This is a genomic window from Prevotella herbatica, assembly GCF_017347605.1.
GTDB lineage: Bacteria > Bacteroidota > Bacteroidia > Bacteroidales > Bacteroidaceae > Prevotella > Prevotella herbatica.
Genome location: NZ_AP024484.1, coordinates 1259378 through 1284753, shown reverse-complemented (window position 1 = coordinate 1284753; position 25376 = coordinate 1259378). Strand labels below are relative to the sequence as shown.

Sequence of the window (25376 nt, the reverse complement as noted above, 5' to 3'; positions counted from 1 at the left end):
TTAATGCGTTTATCTTTGCAATCAGAATAGATAATTATATAAAATAAATATATGAGAAGATTTAAACTTTCATTTTTACTCGTGTTAATCTCCATCAGTTCTTTTTCACAGATAAGTACTATTAAAGATAAGATAAACAATGTTATCAATAATAAGAATGCAGGAATAGGGGTAGCAATATTAGACCTTAATAGCAACGAGTCTGTTGTTATTAATGGTGAAGAGCATTTCCCGATGCAGAGTGTATTCAAATTTCCGATAGCTCTAAAAGTTTTAAATGATGTTGACAATGATAAGATAAAACTTAGTGACTCAATATTTATTAGTTCTGCAGAATTAAAGAAAAAAACATGGAGTACTATACAAGAGAAATATCCAAATGGAAATATTAAAATGGCACTTTCTGATATCATCTATTATATGGTAGCTATCAGTGATAATATTGGGTGTGACGTCCTTCTGAAAAACAATGGAGGTGCTTCATCTGTTAATCATTATTTAAGGTCTATCGGAATTGAAAATATGACAATTAAGATAAACGAGGCGGAACAACAAGCAAAGCCTGATAAACAAGTTCAAAATTGGACAACTCCTAATGAGGCTATAAATTTGCTAACAATGTTCTATAAACATAGTTTGTTGAAACCTGCTACTCAGAATTTTTTGTGGGAGACAATGAAAAAGACAGCTACTGGCTCTATTAAAAATAAACTGCCAAAAGGAATTGCTGTTATACATAAAACGGGATCTGCTCCAAATATAAAGAATGGAACTGCTGTTAATAATGATGTTGGCATAATGGTCTTCCCAAATAAAAAGGCCGTAGCCTATGCTATATTTATTAAAGATTCTAAAGAGACTTCTGACACGAACTATAATATTATAGCTGAGATTGGGAAAATCATAGCTGAAAATAAAAAGTAATCGAATATAGATATTAAAATACCCCCGAAAGTTAATTGTCATACTCTCGGGGGTATTTGATATTTAGTGAAATAATCTATTTGTCGTTTCCTTCGGCTGGTCCTCTGTGTCTGCGCTGTGGCATCATGCTTTGGTATGTTGTATATTGACTTGAAGATAAAATTGCCTTCAATTCATTTTCATAAGCCTGCTTCTTTGCGCGATGTTCTTCTATCATCTTCTTCATCTCTTCTGTCATCTGCGGAAACTCGCTATTATCAATATTCCCCATTCTAGGAGGACGCTGACCTCTCATTCCTTGATGACCTTTGAGTATGTCGGCGTATTTATCGTTCAAAGCCTTAACCTTAGCATACTGTTCATCTGTAAGCCCAAGTTTGTTTTGCATCAGTGTTGTTATCTGTTCCACAGTCATTGGCTCTGGGTGATTTTTAGGTCTACCGTCTGAAGGATTTTGAGCCATTGCCAGTGACATAGTCATTGCGGCAATCATTGTTAACATAATCTTTTTCATAATTCTCTTTTTGTTGATTTTACGATTGTTTGATTTTTAAACTTTATGCAAATATATGCCCTCGTTTCAATAATTCAAAAATAATTCAGTCAACAGGTTGTTTTTTTAAGTGAAACATCTGGTTTTGTACAAAACATCATTCAACAGCCTTACTTGTCTTCCCAGTATTATATCTAATTATATAGAGTCCTCTTTTCTGTATGCTGTTGGTACGCATTCCGTTGATAGTATATATGGCTGCAATGTTGCCATTTGCATCATCTCCTTTTATATTATCCACGGCAGCAGTAGAACTATATTCAATGTAGCCAATGTCTTTTGTGTTGCCAATACGATATCCCCTGACAGTCACCTCTGTAAGTTTTGCAGTAAGGTCTGCTCCTGCGCCAATAAGTTGTGAACCAGGACTTAGATGAAGCAATGAACTCTCGGCAATACTTCCGTCGCTATTGCGTGAGGCAAGCACCTTTGATGTGTCTATACTTGCAAAATCAGAATTACTTACACTGAATCCAGAGTTCCATGTGTTGTTCTCATTCACAAGGTTGCTGCATTTAAACGAGTTAGTCCCCTTTGAATCAAGACTAATACAGTTTTCTATATCAAGGCTATAACCATTGTCATTGTAGAAACCATAGTTACTTCCGCCATTGTTTCCGTTAGCGTATGATGTGCAGTTGTATATCTGTATCTTGCCACCGTCACTGTTCTGGTCGAAACCTTTTACAGAGTTTCCAATAGAAAGGCAACGGAACAGCAATACATCATGCTTTGTATTCGCTCCGCCAATTTTGAATCCGTTTCCATTTCCGTTGTTGTAATATTCCTTTAATGAGCATTTGTGGGTTTTATCATTGTCATCGGTAATCGTTATTCCGTCTCCGGTAAACTGATTAAACCATGCTGCGTCTTTCTCCAGTCTGGGGAAATTACTCAAGTCGAAAGTAGCAGGACCGTTTTGAAAACAGATACAGTTTATGAATACAGTCGTTCCTCCAATACGTTGATAGAAGTCCCATCCGTCATCAGAATTATTCCATGATCTGCATCCAATATACGTGTTTCCTGGAGATGCCTCGTATTGCTTGTCTCCAAATCCGTCAGCATTACCTCCAAAGTCTGCAGCCATGATGCCACCTTTTTCATAGTCAAAGTTATCATGTGAGTCACAGTTCTGTATAACGTTGCTTTTGCCTCCTTTTTGTTGTATTCCAGTATCGCTGTTACCATATACATCCATTAATTCCATCATGTTATATGAACCATTGTTCTGGAATCCTTGTTTGCCGGCATATCTCACTATTATTCCTTTTATATGTACATAGTCTGCATTAAGATCAACACCATGACTTCCATAAGTTTCCTTCCTGAAATCCAGAATAGGTTTGCTGTTTTTGTATGCGCCTATGAATATCATGTTGTTTTCCGTTCCTGATTTATTTATTCTAATAGTGGAGGTTAAGTCGTATTGTCCGTCAAGCAGATACAGGTTGTCGCCAGCAACGAGCTTGTCTATCGCAGTAGTTAATGTCATTGGAGAATCTGCACTGGTACCGTCTCCTGTAGCATTAGGTGCGGTGTAGTAGTCTGTTGCGTTCATCGCAAATGGACATAAGATAAACATCGTCATTAATAAGTTTTGTTTTAGTTTCATGCTATTGTTATTTGTAGATTATTTCTAATACGCAAAGATATATAAATAGTCGTTTAGTGATATTATCTTTGATTATAATTAATGTTAGCAGATATAATTTTAACAAAGTGTTATTTTTGATGTTTTGTGTCGTGATTAGTTATGTTTTTATTATTTTTGTATCCTACATTTGAAATACGAGACATCGTATTATAAAGAAATATAAGTAAGGAATGCAAGGAATAGATTTTATAGCAATAGATTTTGAAACCGCTACAGGTAAGCGTACTTCCATTTGCGAAGCTGGTATCTGTGTTGTGAAAGATAGCAAAGTGGTTGAAACTAAATCATGGTTGGTACGTCCTGAAGACAATCAATATAGCTTCTGGAACATACAGATTCATGGCATACATCCCCAAGACACAGAAGATGCTCCCGAATTTCCTGATGTGTGGAATGAAATAGGACAATACCTTAATGATTGTCCTGTACTCGTTGCCCACAATGCCGCTTTCGACATCAGTTGCATTCGTAAATCCTTAGAATATTATGGATTGGCACATCCTGATATCACATATTATTGTTCATTGCGTGCAGCTCGCCATCTCTACGATTTCGGGTGCAATAAGTTAGATTACCTATGTGACCAGTTTGAAATCCCTTATGGTACTCATCACCGGGCTGGAGATGATGCTAACATGTGTGCCCAATTATTTCTACGGGAAATAAAGGATGCAGGTTGGGCTGAACTAGAAGAAATGGACTATTGTAATGGAATGTTATAACGATTCATTAACGAACAACGTGCTTTATGTTCTTTTTTATAGATGATTTTTCCTTACGCAATAAATTCGTTGAAATATAAAAATCACCCAAGAGTTTAAAACTGCCTAAAAACCTCCACGCATAGTGATATAATCTGATATGCAATATGTTAAGAGTGGAGGTTATCTTCCACTAACCTCCACTATCCTCCACCTTTTTGTAAAGCAATAAGAAATATATAGCTGGTGCTAAGCATAAATATGAATTGTTGAAAATAATAAAAGATAATATATGTTTACATAAACTCCTTGAAGTATTTATCATTCCTTACTTTTGTAGATATTATAATACTTTAGAAACTAGAACAAAGTATGATATATCCATATTTGAATGAAAGACATTATACTTACTGCGATTTTAATTAATTCAAAGAAACTCCATCTGTTTTACGTAGAAATAGACTCCGTTTGATCGATAGAACGGAAACGTTTGATCGTAGAAACGCAAACGTTTGATCGTAGAAATGGAAACTTTATGTCGTAGAAACGCAAACTTTGTATCGTAGAAACGCCATGTAAAATGGCATTCCTTGTTCTAATATGTGATTTATTCAGAAATAAGTGGAGGTTAGTGGATGATAGTGGAGGTTATCCTCCACTGCTAAAGTTCTGATTTATAATAGCTTAAGCTATGTGTGGAGGATATTTTGCGATTTTGAACAAAAAAAGTTTTTTTGTTAGTGTTTAAAGGTTGTATTTGCCATTACTTGACTATTATAGATCAGAACATCCTGATATTATGTATTATTGTTTTTTGTGTTTTCGCAATTCATACAATAATAGTCTGTGGAAGCGATAAACCTGCACATTATAAAAAGGAAAGCTTATTTGCTCTTAGTAATTGTATGAATCACTTCACCCTTTTTGTCAATCATATACATTTTAAGCTCATTTTTCGATGCGGCTATTATTGAGAATCCATCATCGTTGCTACAGAAAACAGTACCATCTATGTTGGATACTTTTTTGCGAGATAATGATGCAGATGAGTTTACAACATAATCAATATTATCACCTGTTTTTTTAATGTGTTGAAAGTTATGTATATGTCCACATGCGTAAATAGCAACATTTCCATATTTATGAAGAACTGGTAGCAAATATTTCTGCATATCGGTACGTTCTTCTGTATCCTTTCCTGTGTCTGCATATATTGGATGATGCCCCACGCATATTACCCAATCTTCTTTAGCGTTTTTAAGCGTTTCATCTATCCAATCAAGTTCTGCCTGTCGATCTTGTTTGCTTGCATCGGGGTATATTTCGCTTTCGTTTCTATATCTGCTAATAAGTGGTGTTGTATCAAGGAATAGAATTCTTAAAGTTGCATTTCCCGAACGAAGTACTTTGGTATAATATCTTGCTGGCATTACCCATCTCCTACTTATTTTTCCGTAATCCAGTACAGCTTGGGTATTACCTCTATATTCATGATTTCCCAAGACTGGGAACCAATCTATCATAAGTTCAGGATGAGAATATATCAGTTCAAAATTTGTCATCCATAATGGATCATTGACTGATGCTACTCCGTTGAAATGATGGATGTCTCCGGCAGCGATAATACATTTAGGTCCGATTGTTTCTCCCATTTCTCCCATGAGTTCTGCTATTGGTTTTTGATCATAATATCCGTTTCTGCCCATATCGTTTACCATGAACACATTGATATCATCTTTTAATTTTTTCCATTCATTAGGAGTCTGTGCTTTAACAAAACTACTGAATAGTAATAGTGATGATACAACTAAAGTTGTCTGTATAAAATTTCTGATATTTTTCATATTATTTATAAGTTTATTTTAATTCCACAATTAATTCTTGCGCCGTAGTATTCAACTTGCATCGTTCTTTCTTTTGTTCCTTGATAATATCTTAACGGTTGGTTCAATAGATTTGTTGCATCGGCGTAGATTGTTGTTTTGAATTTTTTTCCGAATGTGAAGCTAGCGTTCAAATCCAAATAATTTACGTGATCATAATATCTATCAAGTGCAGCTTCTGTACCCATTTCATCAATAAAGCTAGAGGCTGTATTATAAGATAATCTAATATTAACGCCACTCTTTTCAAAGTAAATTGATGCATTAGCAGTATGTTCTGGAGTTCCTTGCATCTTAATTTTCTCACCATTTGCTACCACACGATGTTCAAAATTATAATTTCGAGTGGTACTATGCGTATAAGTATATGTACCATAGAAACCGATGCATTTTAAAGCTGGAGTTATGAAACCAAAGTCTCTTTCATAAGCCAATTCTGTTCCGAAAATTCCTCCATCGTATGCGTTATTTGGTTTCTCGATAACATAGTCAGCACTTCCAATGTTTGATGGTAGCTCTTTTGCGGAACCAACCCATTTCTCTGTAACGATTACATTATGCAGGTCCTTATAAAATACTCCAACGCTTACAAGTCCAACGCTCTTGAAATAGTATTCGCTGCTGAGATCAAAATTATTGCAAGTAGTGGGACGCAATTTCTCATTTCCTATTTCAGCGGTTGCATCTTGAACATTATAATTAACATTAGGTATTAGATCTGTGTATTTGGGTCTTGCAAGTGTCTTTGTGAATGAAGCTCTCAGTTTACAGTTATCGTCAACATTATACTTATACAACACACTTGGTAGTAAATTTGTATAATGATTTTTTAAAGATCCTGTAGCTGTTATACTTTGATTTCCATCATTGTCGGCAATTAGATTAAAACCACTATATTTCAAGTTTGTATTTTCAACACGAAATCCAATAATCAAATCTGATTTTTTACCCAATTGTCTATCGTATCTTACATATCCACTTTTAATATTCTCATTAGCATGATAATTTCCTGCTGCATCTTCTAATACTTCAGTTCCTGTAAGTTTGTTAAAGTCAATGCTTCCAAGATATTTTTTGCTTACAAAATCGGTACCAATAGGGTATTGATTGCCAGGCATAAAACCATTTCTGACTTCAGTAGTCAGGTGATTTTTCCATTCATCACCTATCACATCTTTATATTCATAATTTTTTGTATCACGGTCTTTCACCTTTGACGCAAATTTTCCACCGAATTTCAATTTGCCGTATTCTCCTCCATTACCTATCGGCAAAGTAAAATCCAGTTTACCTTTCCATTCATTTTCGTAAATATGTCTATTTGAATTAGTTAGTTCGTCGATAGTCCAATTATTTCCTTCTATATCTGGAATTTTAATATTTGAATAAGGTTGGCGTCCTGATACGTCTTGAAAAGAACTACTGAAAGGTGATTTCAGTGAAATACCGAAATATCTTTCATTAGGCTTATCTTCTGAAGCTCTGGAATAAGATACTCCCCAATTAATTGCTAAAGCACTTAATTCATGCTCTCCTCCTAAGTTGAAATCGTATGTTTGCTGTCGTTCTAATCTGGCATTCTTATCATCACCGTTATCTCCACCTTTAGTTTGAAGAACTACCGACTGTTTTTTGTCGCTACTATCTAATTTTTTGTATGTTATTCTATAACGATTTTCCCAGTCATTTCTCTTATTGTATATAGCTTTAAACCATATTTTATTAGCAGGATTGAATTTATAGTCAAAAGCTGCTGAATAGCTTTGGCGTTCACGGGTGACATAGTATTGTCTTACTTCTGCTTTATTCAGAATAATATTATTTTTCCCGTCGTTTACGTAAGTAAATTCTGTGTTATCAGAACCTCCTGGAGCATACTGATATGAAGCCGCAAGCATTATGCCTAGTTTGTTTTTAAAGAATCTGTTACCATAGGTGAGTCCAAGGTTAAGTTGAGGTTTGTCACTAATCCAGTTATATCCACTACCTACAGTGGCATTAAGTACTCTATGGCTAGGAGTACTCTTTGTAATAAGGTTTATCTCTCCGCCAATCGCATCACCATCCATATCTGAAGTAACAACCTTGTTAAGTTCTATGGTTTGTATCATATCTGCAGGAATCAAATCCAATTGAATGTTACGTGTGTCTCCACTGGCAGAAGGTAGTCTGTCTCCATCGATAGTTACCGAAGTATAATCGGCAGAAGTTCCACGAACCTGACCATACCTCGCCTCACCTTGGTCATATTGGACGTTAACACCGCTAATTCTTTTTAGAGCATCACCAATATTTGAATCAGGGAACTTGCCCACTTGATCTGCTGGAACGACATTTACAATTCCCATTTTACTCTTTTGCTGTTGTAATGCACGTCTTTGTCCAGAGAATGCACCTGTTATATTTATCTCATGCAAGGTTGCACCTTCATCAAGAGTAATATTCTCTTCTAAAGTTTTACCATTAATTACTTTTATCTTTATTACCTTTGGAGTGTATCCAACATAAGATACCTTTACATCATAAATTCCTGGCCTTAGATTAGACAAAGTGTAATATCCATTTGCATCACTGGTCACACCAGTATGAATACTTTCAACAATAACAGTTGCTCCTGGCAATGTTTGTTTAGACGAGTCTGTTATTCTCCCTTTTACTGTTCCGTTGGCTTTAAAGTCTGCACCTTGCTCGGCAAACATTCCGTTACATAATGATGTGTAAAATAAAATAACCGTTAGTACCTTGTATACATGCTTCATGTTTATCTTGTTTTTAATTTCAGGTGCAAAGTTATGGTTTACACGTTAAGAATTTGTAAACATTCTATTAAGAGTCTGAATCGTAATCTTTACAATTCATTTACAATATGCAAAATCACGTTTCGCTTTTTGTGATTACAAAATTAGGATAATATCGTCTTAAATAGAAAAACGACCCTATACATCCGTAATGATGAAAAGAGCTTTCAATATAATATTCCTGATAATTACAACATTTTTAGTATCATGCAGTAGTGACGTATATATGTATAGCAGTTTCCATGAACCTGCTACAGACGGATTGCGCTATCTTTGGAGTCGTGATGGCATTCATTGGGACTCTATACGTGGAATATGGCTTTCTCCGAAAGTTGGAAAGCAACACGTGATGAGAGATCCTTCAATACAGTCAACACCTGATGGCGTTTTTCACATGGTATGGACTAGTAGTTGGCGCGGCGACCGTGGTTTTGGATATGCATCTTCTCGTGACCTCGTGCATTGGAGCAAAGAAAGATTCATAGAGGTTATGCCAGATACGACAACTGTTAATGTATGGGCACCCGAACTTTTTTATGATGATGCACGTAAAGAAATGATGATTGTGTGGGCTTCATGTGTTCCATATAAATTTGATAAGGGACAGGAAGAGGAGAACAATAATCATAGACTTTACTATACAACAACAAAGGATTTTGCGACATTCTCTCCTACAAAGTTGCTTGTTGACACCCATTTCAGTGCTATCGACGCCACGATATTAAAGCGTGGTAAAGACGATTATGTAATGGTGGTAAAAGATAACACGCGCCAAAATCGCAATCTCCGTATTTCTTTTGCTCATGATCCCCATGGCCCTTGGACAAAACCATCAGAGACATTTACAGAGAACTTTGTTGAAGGTCCTACTACTGTTAAGTTGGGTAAAGACTATATTATATATTATGACCGTTATCAGAAGCACGACTTTGGTGCAATGAAGACACGTGATTTCATACACTTTACAGACATTACGTCTGAAATAAGAATACCTAGTCTGCATAAGCACGGTACAATTTTCAAAGTTCCAAAACGCTTGGTAAATAAATTGATAAAATGAAGAAACTGTTTTTCGCTACAATAGCATTTTGCATGCTAGCTTCGCCAATGAATGCGCAGCTAGTACATTACTCAGGAAGTCAACTAAGTGATCCAAACCGTCATGACGGAGGACTCTCGCCTGTTGTTGGAGTGCATAATATACAAATTCTTCGTGCCAATCGTGAGCACCCTTCTTTGCAGAACGGAAATGGGTGGACATATAATCATCAGCCGATGATTGCTTATTGGAAAGGCAAGTTTTATGTACACTATCTTTCTGATCCTTCGGATGAGCATATTCCACCTTCGCATACCAATCTGCAAACGTCACTAGACGGATACCACTGGACTTCACCCGTTGCGATATTTCCCGAATATCGTGTGCCAGAAGGTTATACTAAAGTTGGTAACAACATAAAAGCCCATAATTTGATTGCCGTAATGCATCAACGTGTGGGTTGGTATATTAGCAGTGAAAACCGTCTGTATGCTTTAGGAAATTATGGAGTTGCACTAGATCCCAAGGATGATCCAAACGATGGTAACGGTATCGGACGTGTGATAAGAGAAGTGAAGGCTGACGGTCGTTTCGGAAAGATATACTTTATATATTATAATCACTCTTTTAATGAGTCGAATACTGATTATCCATATTTCACTCATGCTGATAGACACCTTGTAAAGGCTGCAAAAGAGATTCTTGCTAACCCTCGTTATCGTATGCAATGGGTGGAAGAGGCTGACAGAAATGACAAGCTCATTCCGCTAGACAAACCTTATAAGGCTTATAATGACTATACGTTGCCGGATGGTCGCCTAGTTGCTTTGTGGAAACACGCTCTTACATCAATATCCGCAGATGGTGGAAATACGTGGAGTCAACCAGTGGAACGTGCGGCGGGGTTTGTAAATAGTAATGCAAAGATTTGGGGACAGCGATTGTCAGACGGCAGTTACGCAACAGTATATAACCCTTCTGAATACAGATGGCCACTTGGCATATCATTGTCAGCAGACGGACTTAATTACACAACTCTCAATCTTGTATGCGGAGAAGTTCCTCCAATGAGATATGGGGGTAACTATAAAAGTTTTGGACCACAATATGTAAGGGGAATACTTGAAGGGAATGGAAAACCGCAAGACGGAAACATGTGGGTTAGTTACTCAATGAATAAGGAAGACATTTGGGTGGCACGCATACCTGTACCTGTACAGACAGATTCACATAGTCAGGCAGACGATGACTTCTCGCATTATTCATCATTGTCACAACTTACCATGTGGAATATATATTCTCCTTTAATGGCGCCAGTTGGAATAAGTGACAAATGGCTTACATTGAAAGATGAAGATCCTTTCGACTATGCACGTGTAGAGCGCAAGATACCTGCAACACGCGAGTTGACAGTAGACTTTGATTTGCAGGCAATGCAAAATCATAATGGAATATTACAGATAGAATTTCTTGATGATAAAGGAATAGCAGCATCTCGTATAGAACTAACCAATGAAGGCATTATGCGTGTGAAGAGTGGGGCACGATATGGCAAAATTTGTGATTATGTGCCCAATCATGTATATCATATTAAGGTACATCTTAGTGTGGATCACCGCATGGCAGAATTCTTTGTTGACGGAAAAAATGCAGGAACGAGAATTTTCTATGCTCCAGTGCATGAAATAGAGCGGATAATGATGCGTACAGGTATTCAGCGTACAAGTCCTGATGTTGATTCTCCTGCCGATTGGAATGGAACACTTGATAATGCTGGCGGTACAGATTCTCTTGCTGAATATCGTATAGCAAATTTCAAGACGGAAAGTGATGATGCAAATGCTGGAGCTGCTGTATTAAAACCATCTGATTATCGCCATTATGTTGATTACTTCAATAATATGGAAGACGAGAATATCGTTCAGGCTATTCCTAACGACAGTGCATGGCAGTGGATGCAAAGTAACATCCCGTTGTTTGACTGTCCGCAGAAAGACTTTGAACAGACATGGTATTATCGTTGGTGGACACTTCGCAAGCATATTGAGAAGACTCCTGAAGGATATGCGATGACGGAATTTCTAGTAAAACGCAATTATGCTGATAAGTATAACTTGATTGCGTCTGCTGTAGGGCATCATATTAATGAAAGTAGATGGTTGCGCAATCCAATATATCTTGACCAGATCATCAATACATGGTTTCGAGGCAACGACGGAAAACCGATGAAGAAGATAAATTTCTATAGTTCATGGATTGCGTCAAGTATATGGAACCGTTATCTCGTTGATCATCGCAAGGATAATGCAACAGCATTGCTGAATGATTTGGTCTGGGAAAATAAACTGTGGGATAGTCATCGTTGGATAAATGAGAACAAACCGTCTCTATATTGGCAATATGACGTGAGAGACGCGATGGAAGAAACGATAAGTGGAGGACGAAAAGAGAAGAATGCCCGTCCTAGCATTAATAGTTATATGTATGGAAACGATCGTGCCATTGCTAATATAGCAGGTCTTGCAGGGAAGAATGATGTTGCCACACTATATAATCTCAAGGCTGACACTATCAGAAATTTGGTAGAAACTAAGTTGTGGAACGACAGTGCAAAGTTCTTTGAAGTGAAATATCCAAATAATAAGTTTGCCGCTGTTCGTGAGGAAATAGGTTTTCTGCCATGGTATTTCAATCTGCCGACAGACAATAGTGACTTTTCTCAGGCATGGCTTCAGGTGACAGACGAGAAAGGCTTTTCCGCTCCATTTGGATTGACTACTGCAGAACGTCGACATCCAGGATTCCGTAGTCATGGAGTCGGTAAATGTGAATGGGACGGTGCCGTATGGCCTTTTGCTACTAGTCAGACGCTTACTTCAATGGCTAATCTTCTGAATGATTACATCCATCTACCTATCATAAATAAAGATGGCGATAATGATGATTCGTGGCACAAAGTATATTTCACTGAACTTGAGAAATATGTACAGAGTCAGAACTATCGTGGTAAACCATATATCGGTGAATATCTTGATGAGACAACTGGATATTGGTTGAAAGGTGATCAGGAGCGAAGCAGATATTACAACCACAGTACTTTTGCTGATCTTGTCATCACTGGATTGTGCGGACTACGTCCACGTCAGGACAATACCCTTGAAATAAATCCATTGTTACCAAATGGGAAATGGAAGTGGTTCTGTCTCGATAACATCCTTTATCATGGTCATAACGTATGTATTGTATGGGATGAGAATGGCGGTAGATACCATATCGGACGGGGCATGACGATATTCGTTGACGGAAAGAAGGCCGCTAATAGCAATAAACTCGGTAGAATAATCGTTAAGGATATATTGAAGTAACTCTAATATATAAAACAAACTGATCATGCAAAAGATTAAATCAATATTGGCATTGGCACTTTTGATGTTTATACATCAATCTCCAATTCAGGCACAGACATATTCTACAAAATATGAGAAACCATTAAGCACCGTAATGAATGGTTTGGAAAAACGCTTTAAGGTTAAGTTTAAGTACAATGTAGACACAACTGGTTTGAAATTGACTTATGCCGATTTCAGAGTGCGTGCTTATTCTTTGGAAGAGTCGTTGAGAAATATTCTCGCTCAGTTTGATTTTAATTATTGGAAGCAGTCGAATAATATATATAAGATAAAACCTTATGAGTATCCGCGTCGTCATGTGCAGGAGGGTGAACAGATGTTGAAGTATCTCAGTGGTCTGTACTCGAATAAAGAACAGTTTGAAATGCGCCGTGACAGCGTGAGACGAGAGGTAAGAAAACTACTAGAGATAGATAAATACAAAGACAGTCTTGTACATCATAAGGCAATACTTGGTAAGATCATAAAGAATGACGGATATACAGTACAGAACATCTGTATAGAGACTTTACCGGGCGAACATCTGTTTGGAAGTATATATAGTCCTGCTACAAAGGGAAAACACCCGCTTATCATCTGTCCAGACGGACATTTTAATGGTGGGCGTTATCGCAAAGACGAACAGCAACGTCTTGGCACTCTTGCAAGAATGGGTGCAATATGTGTGGACTTTGACCTATATGGATGGGGAGAAAGCGAAATGGAATATGGTAAAGATAGTCACCAGACAGATCGTGCCCATGTGATACAGGCTTTGAATGCGGAAGTATTGCTTGATTACATGTGGAATAACAGAAAAGATGTTGACAAAAAACGTATCGGCGTAAACGGCGGTAGCGGCGGCGGCACTCATACCATTCTGCTCACGGTTCTTGATAATCGCATTACGGCTGCTGCCCCTACTGTTAATCTAGCTAGTCATTTCGACGGAGGATGTCCTTGCGAAAGCGGCAAACCTATCCAATTGGCAGGCGGTGGTACATGCAATCCTGAACTAATATCATTCTTTGCGCCACGTCCTTTGCTTATTGTTAGTGATGGTGGCGACTGGACATCAAGCGTGCCAGAACTGGAATTCCCGTTCCTGAAACGTATTTATGGCTTTTATGGTGCAGAAGATAAAGTAACGAATGTGCATCTGCCGAATGAACGCCACGACTTTGGAATCAACAAGCGTCAAGCCAATTATGACTTCTTTATAAAAGTGTTTAACCTTGACAAGACAAAACTAGACGAAAGCAAGGTGAAGATATTGGAACCTTCAGCCCTGCAAAGTCATATCAACGGAAAGTAATTTCTATCCTTGATATTTGCTTGGTACGATGCCGTATCTAGCCTTGAAGCATTTGTTGAAATAGGAAGAATCCAGAATGCCGACCTTATAACTGATTTCTGATATCGTGTACTTTCCTTCAAGTATTAGTTTTGCGGCATATTCCATACGCTCGTTAATTAGATATCTGTTTGGCGACACGCCATATACTTCTTTCATCTTTCCATAGAACTTAGTTCGTCCCATGCACATTATCTGTGCCAGTCTGTCTACGTTGAAATCAGCGTCACCGATATGCTGACTGATGATTGAAGCCACCTGTTGGCGGAAAATCTTATCAGCCTTATTGGTTAGTATAGGTGCGTCAGCTACAGTTGCATTATTTTCAGTAGGCGTACTTTCTACTTCGCCACATGTTGTATTCCACTTTATAAGTTGAATCATACGTGCGATAAGAAGATTGAAATTACAAGGCTTTATCATATAGTCGTCAGCTCCGGCTTGATACCCTTTTATCTGATGGTTTTCATCGTCAAGGGCTGTAAGCATTATCACTGGTGTATGCTTGAATTCATTGTGCTCTTTGAGTTTCTTTACGATTTCATATCCGTTCATATCCGGCAACATGATGTCGCATAGTATAAGGTCTGGATGTTCTTTTATGGCACCTTCGTATCCGGTTTTTCCGTTACAGAAGCCTATGGCGTTGAAATAAATACCGACCTCTCCCTTGATTTGTTCCATCATGTCGGGATCATCCTCTATAATCACAATCTTTTGATTGTTTAGAGCTTCAGGAGCCATTTCCTTTATCAACTGAATACTGCGTTCGTCATCTTTGTAGTCAGTGTTTATTGCGGTGTCTGCGCAATAGTCCTCTGGTTGGAATATGTCTTCATCTGTAGGAAGAGTTATTGTAAACAGAGAACCGCCTTTCGGTGAAGTTGACTTATATGTAAGATCTCCATAATGCTGTTGTGCCATCATGTGGGCTGTATATAGTCCGATACCCATTCCACCTTTTGATACATATCCGTGCATAAATGGTTCGAATAGTGTTGCCTGCTGTTCTGGACTTATGCCAACTCCGTTGTCTTCAACCTCAATAAATAGTTTGTCATTTTCTTCATCGTGCCTTACACGTACTTGCACATTTCCGTTTTCTGTTGTATATTTCACTGCATTTGAAAGCAGATTATAAACCATTGTCTCAACAATCTGATGGTCAAAGAGCATTTCGTAGCTTTTTTTGAAAGGAAGGAAACTGTAACTTATATCTTTCTGGTTTGCTACGCTCCATAAATCTTGGTATATCTCATGTATGAAAGCAATGATATCATCTTTTTCAACATTAAGTTTCACGTTCCCAGTATCAATCTTTCTGAATTCCATGAATTGATTTACCAATCTCAATAGTCTATGAGTGCCTCGTTTCGCTGTCTGAATATTACTTCTTGTAGGTACGCCGGGTTGTGCTAATTTGTCGATGGCATTCTGTATGATAGCCAAAGGAGTGCGGAACTCATGAGTTATGTGGGTGAAGAAGTTAATTCTGAAATCAGCCAGTTCCTTCTCAACTCGTATTTTCTGACTGAGTTTTAGTTTTTCTTTAGCGTTTCTATAGAAAGCATATCCTGCTATGAATATTATTGACAGATATATGATCCAAGCTAACCACGTGTTATACCAAGGCTGGTTAATGACGATAACAAGTTGTGTTTCGCTACCCCATACATTTTTCGCTAATGCCTTTATATGGAATATATATTTACCTGGTGAAAGATTAGAGTATTCCACATGCGAATCACTTGTGGCACGTCTCCAAGTTTTATCCAATCCTTCAAGATAGTATTGGTATAACTGCGATTCTATATCCTGATAGGCAAAGTTTGAAAAATATAATGTCAGTGAGTTCTGTGTATGTTCAAGTGTCATGCGACCTGTAGCGTCAAGTGCTGAATTCAAATCACTTGCCGAGTCTAGTCCATCGTAGATAGAATTACCGTTTACATGAATGTCACTTATATAAACCTTGGATGCTGACTTCTTATCCTTGACATCTTTTTCATTTGCAGGATTCAGAACAACTAATCCGTAACAAGTTCCGAAAGCGATATTACCATTACTTAGCACCATTGCACTATTATCGGCACAGCTGTTGCTTTGTACGTTGTTGGTAAGAATATACTTCCTCACGTAGTTGTCTCTTGTATCTACTCTCGATAATCCTTCATCTGTTCCTGCCCAGATATAGCCGAAACGGTCTTTTACTAATGAACGTACGTTGTTGTTTGACAGTCCTTCCGTTTTAGAAATCATCCTGAATGTCATCCTGTGTGGTCCTTTTGAAAAGTCGCATCTCACCAAGCCGCCACCTACAGTTCCAGCCCAAACAACATTGTTGCGGTCTGGCATAATACAGTTAACCTCATCAACTGGGAATTTGCCGTTTATAACGTTGTATGCATAAAAGTCATTATTGCTTATGTTGCGTTTATTGATATTTGCATAATACAGTCCGTTGAATGTAGCTATATACATTTTGCCCTGAGGCGTAATTTTCATGTCGTGGATTCGGTTCTCATTGAATTCTCCAGTGAGTAAGTTTTTTGCGTTAAGAATTCCGGTATTACTATATCTTGTCATATAGATACCATATCCCCAACTGCCAATCCATATTCTGCCGTATTTGTCTTCTTCTACACTAAAGAAATCATTTGCGTCAACATGTTTGCCATCTGCTCGCAAAATCATTTTCTTTCCGTTCAGATAAATGCCGTCACCACGTGTGGCAAGCCATTCGTTGCCCTTAGAATCAATCAGGTAATCGTATATGCCGGCTTTCATCTTATGCTTGAAAGAGAAAGTCTTTGTCTTTTCATTAAAGGTGTATAGATTGTTGCACATGGTAGAGACGATTACATTTCCGCCCTTTTCCATGAAAATGTTTTTCATGTAGTTTGTCCAGTCACCTTTTTGCTTATAGTCAATCATGTAGTAGGCTGCATTATTGTCAGCAGGAGTTATTCTGCTCAATCCCGCATTTTCCGCACTTACCCAGATGCAGTCTGTACTGTCGGTCATAATGTCCAAAAGGAAATTGGAATGTATTATCGGGTTTTTGTCTTCGGCAGTGAAACGCTGCATCTCGCCTGTGGCATAGTTATAGGTGAATAATCCTCCACCGTATGTTGCTATATAGAACAAACCGCTTTTAGCCCTGACAATTTTAAAGATACCGTTTTTCTCGTTAGTAGTTTGAAGGTTTGGTATCATCCTCAATATTCTGAAATCTCCCTTTGGTGGGAAAATCCAGAGGTTACCGCTCTTGTTGCCTACGAATTGATAGCCGTCAATATATCCCTGTTGTGCTCCAGCAGGTACTTGCAGACTACTGTCTTTCTCAAACATACCTGCGTTTATATCAAGAGAGAAGGTTGCATCATTGGTGAATATAATCCATTTTCCATGCCATACGATAGAACCTTTGATAGCTCCTATTCGCCCCATTACGGAAGCCAATACGCATTTGTTGGTAAGTTTACCGTTAGAATTGAATATGTAGGCAGTTTGGTTCTTTTTCGAAAATGCTAATATCTTATCTTTGTATGTTATGCATCCCAAAAAATCAATATTGCCTTCTAATGTTTGTGCTTTTCCATTGGGTGAAATGTTAACCATACCCTTAGTTGATGCAGCCCAAATCGCATGTTTGTTGTCTTCGCAAAGTTCTCTAATGTCGTTGCTGTTAATTTTATGGTTTTCTGCAGCGTAGTCTGTTACAGAAAATTTTCCATTATAGCATGTGATGTGTCTTATTCCGGAAGTGTTATTAAACATCCATGTGTTATTTCCATAATGTCTTATCTTACGATATGGACGTTCTGTATCACCAATACCAGTATAGTCAACAAACTTGTTTTGTTTTAAGTCAAAACAAGCATGCGTATATGTAGAAGTTCCAACCCATAGCAGGTTGTTCTTTTTGTCGATATATAATTGTCCTATGTGCTGTGTAAGGCTCTTATATCCGTTTTTGCCAAATCCGTTGAAGTTTACGAATCTATAACCGTCATATCTTGTAAGCCCGCTGGTTCCACCAACCCAGATGAATCCATAAGGGTCTTGTAGCATTGCCTTTATCGTATTGCCAGGCAATCCGTTTGTTGTAGAGATACTCTTAGCTTTGTATCTGTTTTCGGTATTTTCAGCATTGGCGTTCGTTAATAGTGCAGGTAGGCATAAAAATGTTAAATTAGCTAATAGTCTTGCTATCATATTGTTTTGTTGTCTAGTATTGTAGTTGGGTGCAAAAATACTAAAAAAAAACGATAACTGTACAAAAATACCGAGAATTGAATTATATTGCATTTCACGAACCAATTAATATAGCTTACTTTGCACTTAACAATCAAATAACAAATTACTAATGAAACCTCTTTTAAACCGAGTATTAACGTTGACTGTGATAATTCTCTCATGTTGTGATGTGTTGTCTGCTCGTGAGAAGTTTAATTTCAATGAAGGTTGGCTGTTAAAGTTAGGGGATGCTACAGGCTCTGAACTTGTTGGAGCTGATGATAGCCGTTGGGCATCAGTATCTCTTCCTCGTGCTTGGAATGAAGACGAGGCTTTTCGCCTAGCATGCCATGATCTTTCTGATTCCGTGGTATGGTATCGCAAGCATTTTAATCTTAATAACATCAGTCGTCGCAAGTTTTTTATCGAATTTGAAGGTGTGAAATGGGCTGCCGATGTTTATCTAAATGGTCATAAGTTGGGCATATCTGAGAATGGCGTTATGGCTTTTGGCTTTGATCTTTCTCCTTATGTGAAGTCGGGTGATAATGTTATTGCAGTTCGTGTAGATAATAGTTGGAACTATCGTGAACGTGCAACAAATCAACGCTACCAGTGGAATGATAAGAATTTCAATGCCAATTATGGCGGTATACCTAAGAATGTATTTCTTTATTCTTCGGACTTACTTTATCAGACACTCCCTTTATACAGTAATCTGAATACTATCGGCACTTACATATATGGTTCTGATTATGATATTGCGGGACATAAGGTGAAGGTGAATGTTGAAAGTCAGGTTTGCAATGACGATAATGTTCCACGCTCGTTTCGTTTCTTTGCAAATGTGCTTGACCGTGAAGGAAACCAAGTGGGAAATTTCGAAGGTGAACGCTATATTTTGCAACCTGGAGAAACTCGTATAGTGAAAGTTAGTGGAAATATCAGCAATGCTCATTTCTGGAGTTGGGGATATGGCTATCTTTACACTGTAAATAGTCTATTGAAGTCTGATGATGGAAGCAAGATTGATGATGTTGTAACACGTACAGGATTTCGCAAGACACGCTTTGCCGAGGGGAAAATATGGCTTAATGATCGTGTGATATCAATGCATGGTTATGCTCAGCGCACAAGTAATGAATGGCCTGGAGTAGGGATGAGTGTGCCAGCATGGCTTAGCGATTATAGCAATAAATTGCAAGTAGAGAGTGGTGGAAATCTTGTAAGATGGATGCATGTAACACCTTGGAAACAGGATGTTGAAAGTTGTGACCGTGTAGGCTTGATCGAGTCTATGCCTGCCGGAGACGCAGAACATGATGTTACTGGCAGAAAATGGGAACAGCGCAGCATGCTCATGCGTGACGCTATCATATATAATCGTAATAATCCAAGCATCCTTTTTTATGAAGGAGGTAATGAAAGCATAAGTCGTGAACACATGATTGAGCTGAAAGCTATTCGTGATGAGTATGATTCTTATGGTGGTCGTGCTATGGGTAGTCGTGAGATGCTGGATATTGATGAGGCTGAGTATGGCGGTGAAATGTTATATGTTAACAAGAGCCGCAAGCATCCTATGTGGATGATGGAATATTATCGTGACGAGGGATTGCGCAAGTATTGGGATGAATACAGCTATCCTTATCACAAGGAGGGAGATGGTCCGCTTTATCGCAACGCTGCAGCTCCTGACTATAATCACAATATGGATATGTTTGCCGTAGGACAGGTAAAGTCTTGGTATGATTATTATCTTGAACGCCCTGGAACTGGTAGTCGTGTTAATGCAGGTGGAGCGAAGATCGTATTCTCTGATACCAATACCCATTGGCGTGGCGAAGCAAATTTCCGCACAAGTGGTGTTACTGATGCGATGCGCATACCTAAAGATGCATTTTATGCAATGCAAGTGATGTGGGACGGCTGGGTTACTCCAGAAAATAATCATACTTATATTGTTGGACATTGGAATTATAATGCTGGTACTGTTAAGCCTGTTTATGTTATCAGCAATGGCACAAGTGTTGACTTACTGCTTAATGGCAAGAAGATTGCAACAGGAATAAATAGTTATCGCTATCTGTTTACCTTTGATCATCTTGCCTATGAACCTGGAAAGCTTGAGGCTGTAAGCTATGATTCTAATCGACATGAATTATCAAGATATTCTGTTGAGACCGTTGGTAAACCTCATCATCTGAAACTTACGACTATAAAGAATCCATTGGGCTTCAAGGCTGATGGTGCTGATATGGCTCTTATTCAGGTTGAGGTTGTGGATAGTGTTGGCAGACGTTGCCCGCTTGACAATAGAATGATTCATTGGAATCAATATGGTGAAGGTGAATGGATTGGTGGTATTGCAACTTCTACAAAGGATGGTAACTATATACATCAGATAAATATTCCTGTTGAATGTGGCGTGGAACGTGTACTTGTACGCAGTACTGTCAATGCTGGTAACATTTATTTATGTGTTGGGGCAACCGGATTGCCTATGGTAAGCGATACTTTGAAGACTCTTCCTGTTGACAATATGAATGGTTTGAGTAAATACATACCTTCATTGATGTTAAGTGGACATCTTGATCGTGGTGAAACTCCATTGACTCCTTCTTATAAGGATTTGAAGAAGGAAATAGATATCGTTTCAGCCAATGCCGGAAGTAATTCGGACAGCGTGAAAAAGAGTTTTGATGATAACGAACTTTCTGAATGGAGTAGTGACGGAAAGCGTGAGAATGCTTGGATCACCTATAACTTTACTAATAAAGTTGCTATTGATGAAATAACAATAAAGCTTACTGGTTGGCGCAGCAAGTGCTATCCACTGGCTGTATATGAAGGTAATAAAAAGGTATGGCAAGGTAGCACATATGCTACACTGGGGTATGTACATATAAACATTCCACGTCCTCAGAAAAGCAGTAATATAACGATTAAAATGCTTGGTCCTGCCATAGACAGTTCTCAATATGGAGAGATTAAGGAACTTGCTGGAGGAAAGACGAATGAACTTGACTTCGCTTCATCAAAGAAAGACGATGTAAAACTGAGAATCGTGGAAGTTGATTTTCTGCAGTCAATAAAATAGTATAAATAAATTTATGTATATTTGCAAAAGTATTATTAATCGAACAAACAAAAATAAATCAATGAATGTAGTAAAGAGTATAAGAAAGACTGTGCTTGTGGTTGTTTTAGGTATGCTTGCCGGAAATGCGATGGCTGACAAATGGCCTGATGGTTCGCAAATGGATAAATGGTTTAGTGACACTTCTCATGTTGATGTAGCCAAACTTGGCAAACAGTATGTTATTACCGATTACGGAGTTGTTAATGACAGTAATGTTATTCAGACAGAAGCAATACAAAAGGTAATAGATCTAGCAGCCTCTAATGGTGGTGGAGTTATCGTAATACCACATGGTACATTTCTTAGTGGTTCGCTGTTTTTCAAACCAAATACGCATCTTCATGTAAACGGTGTCTTGAAAGGTTCTGACCGCATAGCCGACTTTAGTATCGTTAATACTCGTATTGAAGGCGAGACTTGTAGATATTTTGCAGCGTTGGTAAATGCAGATCATGTTGATGGATTTACAATAACTGGACACGGAACGATAAACGGAAATGGATATAACTATTGGCGTGAATTCTGGATCAGACGTGACTGGAACCGTCAATGTACGAATAAGGATGCACAGCGTCCACGACTCACATATATCTCTAATTGCAAGAATGTTACTGTTCAGGATGTGAGATTGATAAACAGTCCGTTTTGGACAAATCATGTTTACAAGAGCAGTCACGTACGCTACTTAAATTGTTATATATTTGCTCCTACAACAGGGGTGAAAGCTCCAAGTAGCGATGCGATAGATATAGATGCATGCACAGATCTAATTGTAAACGGATGCTATATGAACGTTAATGATGATGCTGTTGTACTGAAAGGTGGAAAGGGTACTTTCGCTGATAAGGACTCTACTAACGGACCTTGTGAGCGTATCTTAATACAGAATTGTCGTTACGGAACGGTTCATGGTTGCCTTACACTTGGTTCTGAGAGTGTGAACGATCGTAATATCATCTTGCGCAACTGCATCGCTGATAATGCAAATCGTGTGTTATGGCTTAAAATGCGTCCCGATACCCCACAGCATTATGAGTATGTAACAGTAGATAACGTGAGTGGAAACGTAGGCAGCTATATTGTTGTTCGTCCTTGGTCTCAATTCTTCAATCCACAGAAGCGTGATGATATGCCGTTGTCTGAATGCAATAACATCACTGTTCGCAACGTAAAAGCAACTTGTCGTAACTTCTTTGATGTTGGTACAAGTGACAAGTATCATCTGTTATCATTTTCTTTTGTAAATGTGAATGTTACAGATGAGGCTAATGAATTTTCAAAAAGCTTAATTGATAATACATTTGTCAAGAATGTAGTTATTAACGGCAAGAAAATAAAATAAACCTAATAATAATAGTTTAATTATGAAGAGATTTGCATTTAAAATGTACCTTAAACCCGGTTGTGAAAAAGAATATGCACGCAGACATGCTGCTATTTGGCCGGAACTGAAACAAATGATTAAGGATTCTGGTGTGAGCAATTACAGCATTTTCTGGGATAAGGAAACTAATTTATTGTTTGCCTATCAGGAGTGTTCAAAGGAAACCAATAGTCAAGACACTGACAACGTAGACCCTATAACACAGAAGTGGTGGGATATGATGGCGGATATTATGGATACCAACAAGGATAACTCTCCTGTAAGCATACCGCTGGAAGAGTTGTTTCACATGGATTAAAATATAAATAGCCTGACGAATTCGCCAGGCTATTTTTTTATTGCTGTATGTATCTCTATTCCTTTTTCTTTGTAACAAAGAAACATAATCCTTAATATCTGCCGGCTTTATATGAAATCCAGCTACCTAGAAGCATAAGCAAGCTATTTGTTGTTTTACTTGTTATAGCTTTTGCAGGGAAATCCATTTTTATACCTATAGAAACACCTTGGCGTAATGATTCTTTCACGAATGTCTTTTGACCAACCATCGGCCCGTCTGTAAAGTGAGCGTTGTATTTAGTGCTGCCTCCTAATGGAAAGCGTAGATCCCAACCACATGTCAATGAAAGCGTACTGATAAGACGAATGTCAAATCCAAATCTAGGAACAATACTTATTGGTGAGCATTTCACGTTCCAGTCTACATGTAAATGACTGTCAGGGTATCCTTCTGTAAGTCGATAATCTCCATTGCCTTTTCTGTCCCAGTTCACGAAGTTAGTATATATACTTGCTCCGATATGTGGTTGGAAAATCCATTTCTTAGGAAAGAAATAAAATTTAGCTCCAGCTTGAAGCCCCATTTGATTTACCTTTGCCAGGCCAATTCCGCCTGAATAATCAGTAAGTATTCCGTTTTGTTCAAAATACACTCCGCCAATCAAGGCAAGTCTGGGCTTTAAATAATAGTCTGCAGTAATAGCGAAAGTATTACCTTGATCGTCAGATGGATAAAAGTCATGTGTTGCTTCATCGTCATTTTGCAATGTCGTCTGTCCGAATTCCACTTGCAGTCCCCATTTCTTTTGTCCTTCTTCCTGTGACATACATGGCATTAATGTCAACAATGCCACGATTGTCAACACTGTTTTTTTAGTTTTACTAGTCATTGTTATTAATTTTGACGTGGCAAAGTTACATATTTTCAAATTTATAGCCAAACATTATAGTCAATTGTTGTGAAATATAGTTCTTGTTAATAGGTGGTGTAGTTCATTTATCTACAGTAAGATAGAGATAATAAGTTTAAAGTGGCGAAAAGAAATGAAAGCAGATTTTGAATTTATATTCTTTCTTAATTTATTTAGTATTATAAATCCCAAATTACTCGATATATAGTATGGGCTGAATAAGTTCTTTTTTCTTTAAATACTTGTATTGTGTGCATGATTATGATGGCTTTTTCACTGAAAATGAGGTATTTTAAAAAATAATCCCAGAAAAAAAGAAAAATTACCTACATTATATACACTAACTGCGCAAGTTGTTGATATACAGTTCGTTTGTTCGTGTATATGAGTCCCTTATCCTACATGTTTCCTACATCGATCCTACACTGGCCAGATATATGAACATAGTTTATTATACCATAATAATCAATCAGCGCAACGATTATCAAATCACCTTTTTCGTTACGCTGTTGAGTGATATGGGCCTTATCACTCAATAAAGCATGTAGAACAACAGAGTGATTAGGCCCTAATCACTCCGTTTAGTGTAGGAGATTGAGTTCTTATACATGGTCTAACGTGTTGATTAATATGTTGTTAAGTCAAAACATGTAGGAAACAGGTGCTCAACACACACAAAATAAAATGTAATGTTACAATATGGTTACATTATAGACTCTGAAATGAAATTCATGATGTGTGCAAGATACCTTGTTGTTATCTTTATTTGAATTGGTTATAGTGTGTTTTCTAGAAATGGTAATTTACTTATTAAAATTAATTGGGGCAAATATATTTTTTTGTCATAATTTTATTATCTTTGCATCATTAGGCACTAAATTATTATAAATCACAGATTATCGAAAGGATGTCGTGAATATTCTTATATAACACAAAGATGAAAACACTGTAAGTCGAACTCTTTAATTTACTGAAATAGGAAAAAGAGAGCAAGCTGAAAGTACTTAATTTATTTAAGAGTTAAGCTATGGAATTAAATGATAAAGCATAATATATACTCCAACCAGCGTGCATTTTATGCCCGCTCCTTTTTAAGATAAACTTGATATCATAATCTAGCGAC

14 protein-coding genes are annotated in these 25376 nt (G+C 37.7%); 8 read left to right on the top strand and 6 right to left on the bottom strand.

From position 1 onward, the window contains the following. Positions 1-51 precede the first annotated feature (51 nt). On the top strand, positions 52-924 hold the full coding sequence (bla, locus tag prwr041_RS04835; RefSeq protein WP_207155212.1) for a class A beta-lactamase: 873 nt from the start codon (positions 52-54) through the stop codon (positions 922-924). Positions 925-1000: 76 nt separating this feature from the next. Here bla and prwr041_RS04830 read toward each other — a convergent pair whose 3' ends face one another. After that, positions 1001-1438 carry a DUF4890 domain-containing protein gene (locus tag prwr041_RS04830; RefSeq protein ID WP_207155211.1) on the bottom strand — a complete coding sequence of 146 codons (438 nt, stop codon included), beginning with the start codon at positions 1436-1438 and terminating at the stop codon, positions 1001-1003. A 136-nt stretch (positions 1439-1574) separates the two neighbouring features. After that, complete coding sequence (locus prwr041_RS04825; protein ID WP_207155210.1) at positions 1575-3092, bottom strand: right-handed parallel beta-helix repeat-containing protein; 1518 nt, start codon at positions 3090-3092, stop codon at positions 1575-1577. A 212-nt stretch (positions 3093-3304) separates the two neighbouring features. On the opposite strand from prwr041_RS04825, the gene prwr041_RS04820 reads away from it, so the two are divergent. Then, on the top strand, positions 3305-3856 hold the full coding sequence (locus tag prwr041_RS04820) for a 3'-5' exonuclease (RefSeq protein WP_207155209.1): 552 nt from the start codon (positions 3305-3307) through the stop codon (positions 3854-3856). 863 nt (positions 3857-4719) lie between these two features. On the opposite strand, the gene prwr041_RS04815 is transcribed toward prwr041_RS04820, so the two are convergent. Next, a complete protein-coding gene (locus prwr041_RS04815; protein ID WP_207155208.1) occupies positions 4720-5679 on the bottom strand; it encodes a metallophosphoesterase in 960 nt (319 codons plus the stop codon). 5 nt (positions 5680-5684) lie between these two features. After that, positions 5685-8477: a TonB-dependent receptor gene (locus prwr041_RS04810; protein WP_207155207.1), complete on the bottom strand. Its 2793-nt coding sequence runs from the start codon at positions 8475-8477 to the stop codon at positions 5685-5687. Between the two features lie 193 nt (positions 8478-8670). Between prwr041_RS04810 and prwr041_RS04805 the strand changes: the two genes are divergently transcribed. Genes prwr041_RS04805 through prwr041_RS04795 form a run of 3 tightly spaced genes read left to right on the top strand, consistent with a single transcriptional unit; the run spans position 8671 to position 14259 of the window. Continuing rightward, complete coding sequence (locus prwr041_RS04805; RefSeq protein ID WP_207155581.1) at positions 8671-9576, top strand: glycoside hydrolase family 43 protein; 906 nt, start codon at positions 8671-8673, stop codon at positions 9574-9576. Further along, positions 9573-12920 (top strand): MGH1-like glycoside hydrolase domain-containing protein, encoded by a 3348-nt coding sequence (locus prwr041_RS04800; RefSeq protein ID WP_207155206.1) that lies wholly within the window; start codon positions 9573-9575, stop codon positions 12918-12920. The genes prwr041_RS04805 and prwr041_RS04800 overlap by 4 nt, the downstream gene beginning before the upstream one ends. A 25-nt stretch (positions 12921-12945) precedes the next feature. Further along, positions 12946-14259: an alpha/beta hydrolase family protein gene (locus prwr041_RS04795; protein ID WP_237072305.1), complete on the top strand. Its 1314-nt coding sequence runs from the start codon at positions 12946-12948 to the stop codon at positions 14257-14259. A gap of 3 nt (positions 14260-14262) precedes the next feature. On the opposite strand, the gene prwr041_RS04790 is transcribed toward prwr041_RS04795, so the two are convergent. Then, on the bottom strand, positions 14263-18516 hold the full coding sequence (locus prwr041_RS04790; protein WP_207155205.1) for a hybrid sensor histidine kinase/response regulator transcription factor: 4254 nt from the start codon (positions 18514-18516) through the stop codon (positions 14263-14265). A 151-nt stretch (positions 18517-18667) separates the two neighbouring features. Between prwr041_RS04790 and prwr041_RS04785 the strand changes: the two genes are divergently transcribed. The 3 genes from prwr041_RS04785 (at position 18668) to rhaM (ending at position 23361) form a co-directional block, all read left to right on the top strand. After that, a complete protein-coding gene (locus prwr041_RS04785; RefSeq protein WP_207155204.1) occupies positions 18668-21637 on the top strand; it encodes a sugar-binding domain-containing protein in 2970 nt (989 codons plus the stop codon). 112 nt (positions 21638-21749) lie between these two features. Further along, a complete protein-coding gene (locus prwr041_RS04780; RefSeq protein WP_207155579.1) occupies positions 21750-23021 on the top strand; it encodes a rhamnogalacturonidase in 1272 nt (423 codons plus the stop codon). Between the two features lie 22 nt (positions 23022-23043). After that, positions 23044-23361, top strand: a complete 318-nt coding sequence (rhaM, locus tag prwr041_RS04775; RefSeq protein WP_207155203.1) for an L-rhamnose mutarotase — start codon at positions 23044-23046, stop codon at positions 23359-23361. A 91-nt stretch (positions 23362-23452) separates the two neighbouring features. On the opposite strand, the gene prwr041_RS04770 is transcribed toward rhaM, so the two are convergent. Further along, positions 23453-24232, bottom strand: coding sequence for an outer membrane beta-barrel protein (locus prwr041_RS04770; RefSeq protein ID WP_207155202.1), 780 nt, complete (start codon positions 24230-24232; stop codon positions 23453-23455). Positions 24233-25376 lie beyond the last annotated feature (1144 nt).

Coding starts and splice junctions, on each gene's coding strand:
- bla (WP_207155212.1), top strand. CDS start 52: ATGAGAAGATTTAAACTTTCATTTTTACTCGTGTTAATCTCCATCAGT.
- prwr041_RS04830 (WP_207155211.1), bottom strand. CDS start 1,438: ATGAAAAAGATTATGTTAACAATGATTGCCGCAATGACTATGTCACTG.
- prwr041_RS04825 (WP_207155210.1), bottom strand. CDS start 3,092: ATGAAACTAAAACAAAACTTATTAATGACGATGTTTATCTTATGTCCA.
- prwr041_RS04820 (WP_207155209.1), top strand. CDS start 3,305: ATGCAAGGAATAGATTTTATAGCAATAGATTTTGAAACCGCTACAGGT.
- prwr041_RS04815 (WP_207155208.1), bottom strand. CDS start 5,679: ATGAAAAATATCAGAAATTTTATACAGACAACTTTAGTTGTATCATCA.
- prwr041_RS04810 (WP_207155207.1), bottom strand. CDS start 8,477: ATGAAGCATGTATACAAGGTACTAACGGTTATTTTATTTTACACATCA.
- prwr041_RS04805 (WP_207155581.1), top strand. CDS start 8,671: ATGAAAAGAGCTTTCAATATAATATTCCTGATAATTACAACATTTTTA.
- prwr041_RS04800 (WP_207155206.1), top strand. CDS start 9,573: ATGAAGAAACTGTTTTTCGCTACAATAGCATTTTGCATGCTAGCTTCG.
- prwr041_RS04795 (WP_237072305.1), top strand. CDS start 12,946: ATGCAAAAGATTAAATCAATATTGGCATTGGCACTTTTGATGTTTATA.
- prwr041_RS04790 (WP_207155205.1), bottom strand. CDS start 18,516: ATGATAGCAAGACTATTAGCTAATTTAACATTTTTATGCCTACCTGCA.
- prwr041_RS04785 (WP_207155204.1), top strand. CDS start 18,668: ATGAAACCTCTTTTAAACCGAGTATTAACGTTGACTGTGATAATTCTC.
- prwr041_RS04780 (WP_207155579.1), top strand. CDS start 21,750: ATGCTTGCCGGAAATGCGATGGCTGACAAATGGCCTGATGGTTCGCAA.
- rhaM (WP_207155203.1), top strand. CDS start 23,044: ATGAAGAGATTTGCATTTAAAATGTACCTTAAACCCGGTTGTGAAAAA.
- prwr041_RS04770 (WP_207155202.1), bottom strand. CDS start 24,232: ATGACTAGTAAAACTAAAAAAACAGTGTTGACAATCGTGGCATTGTTG.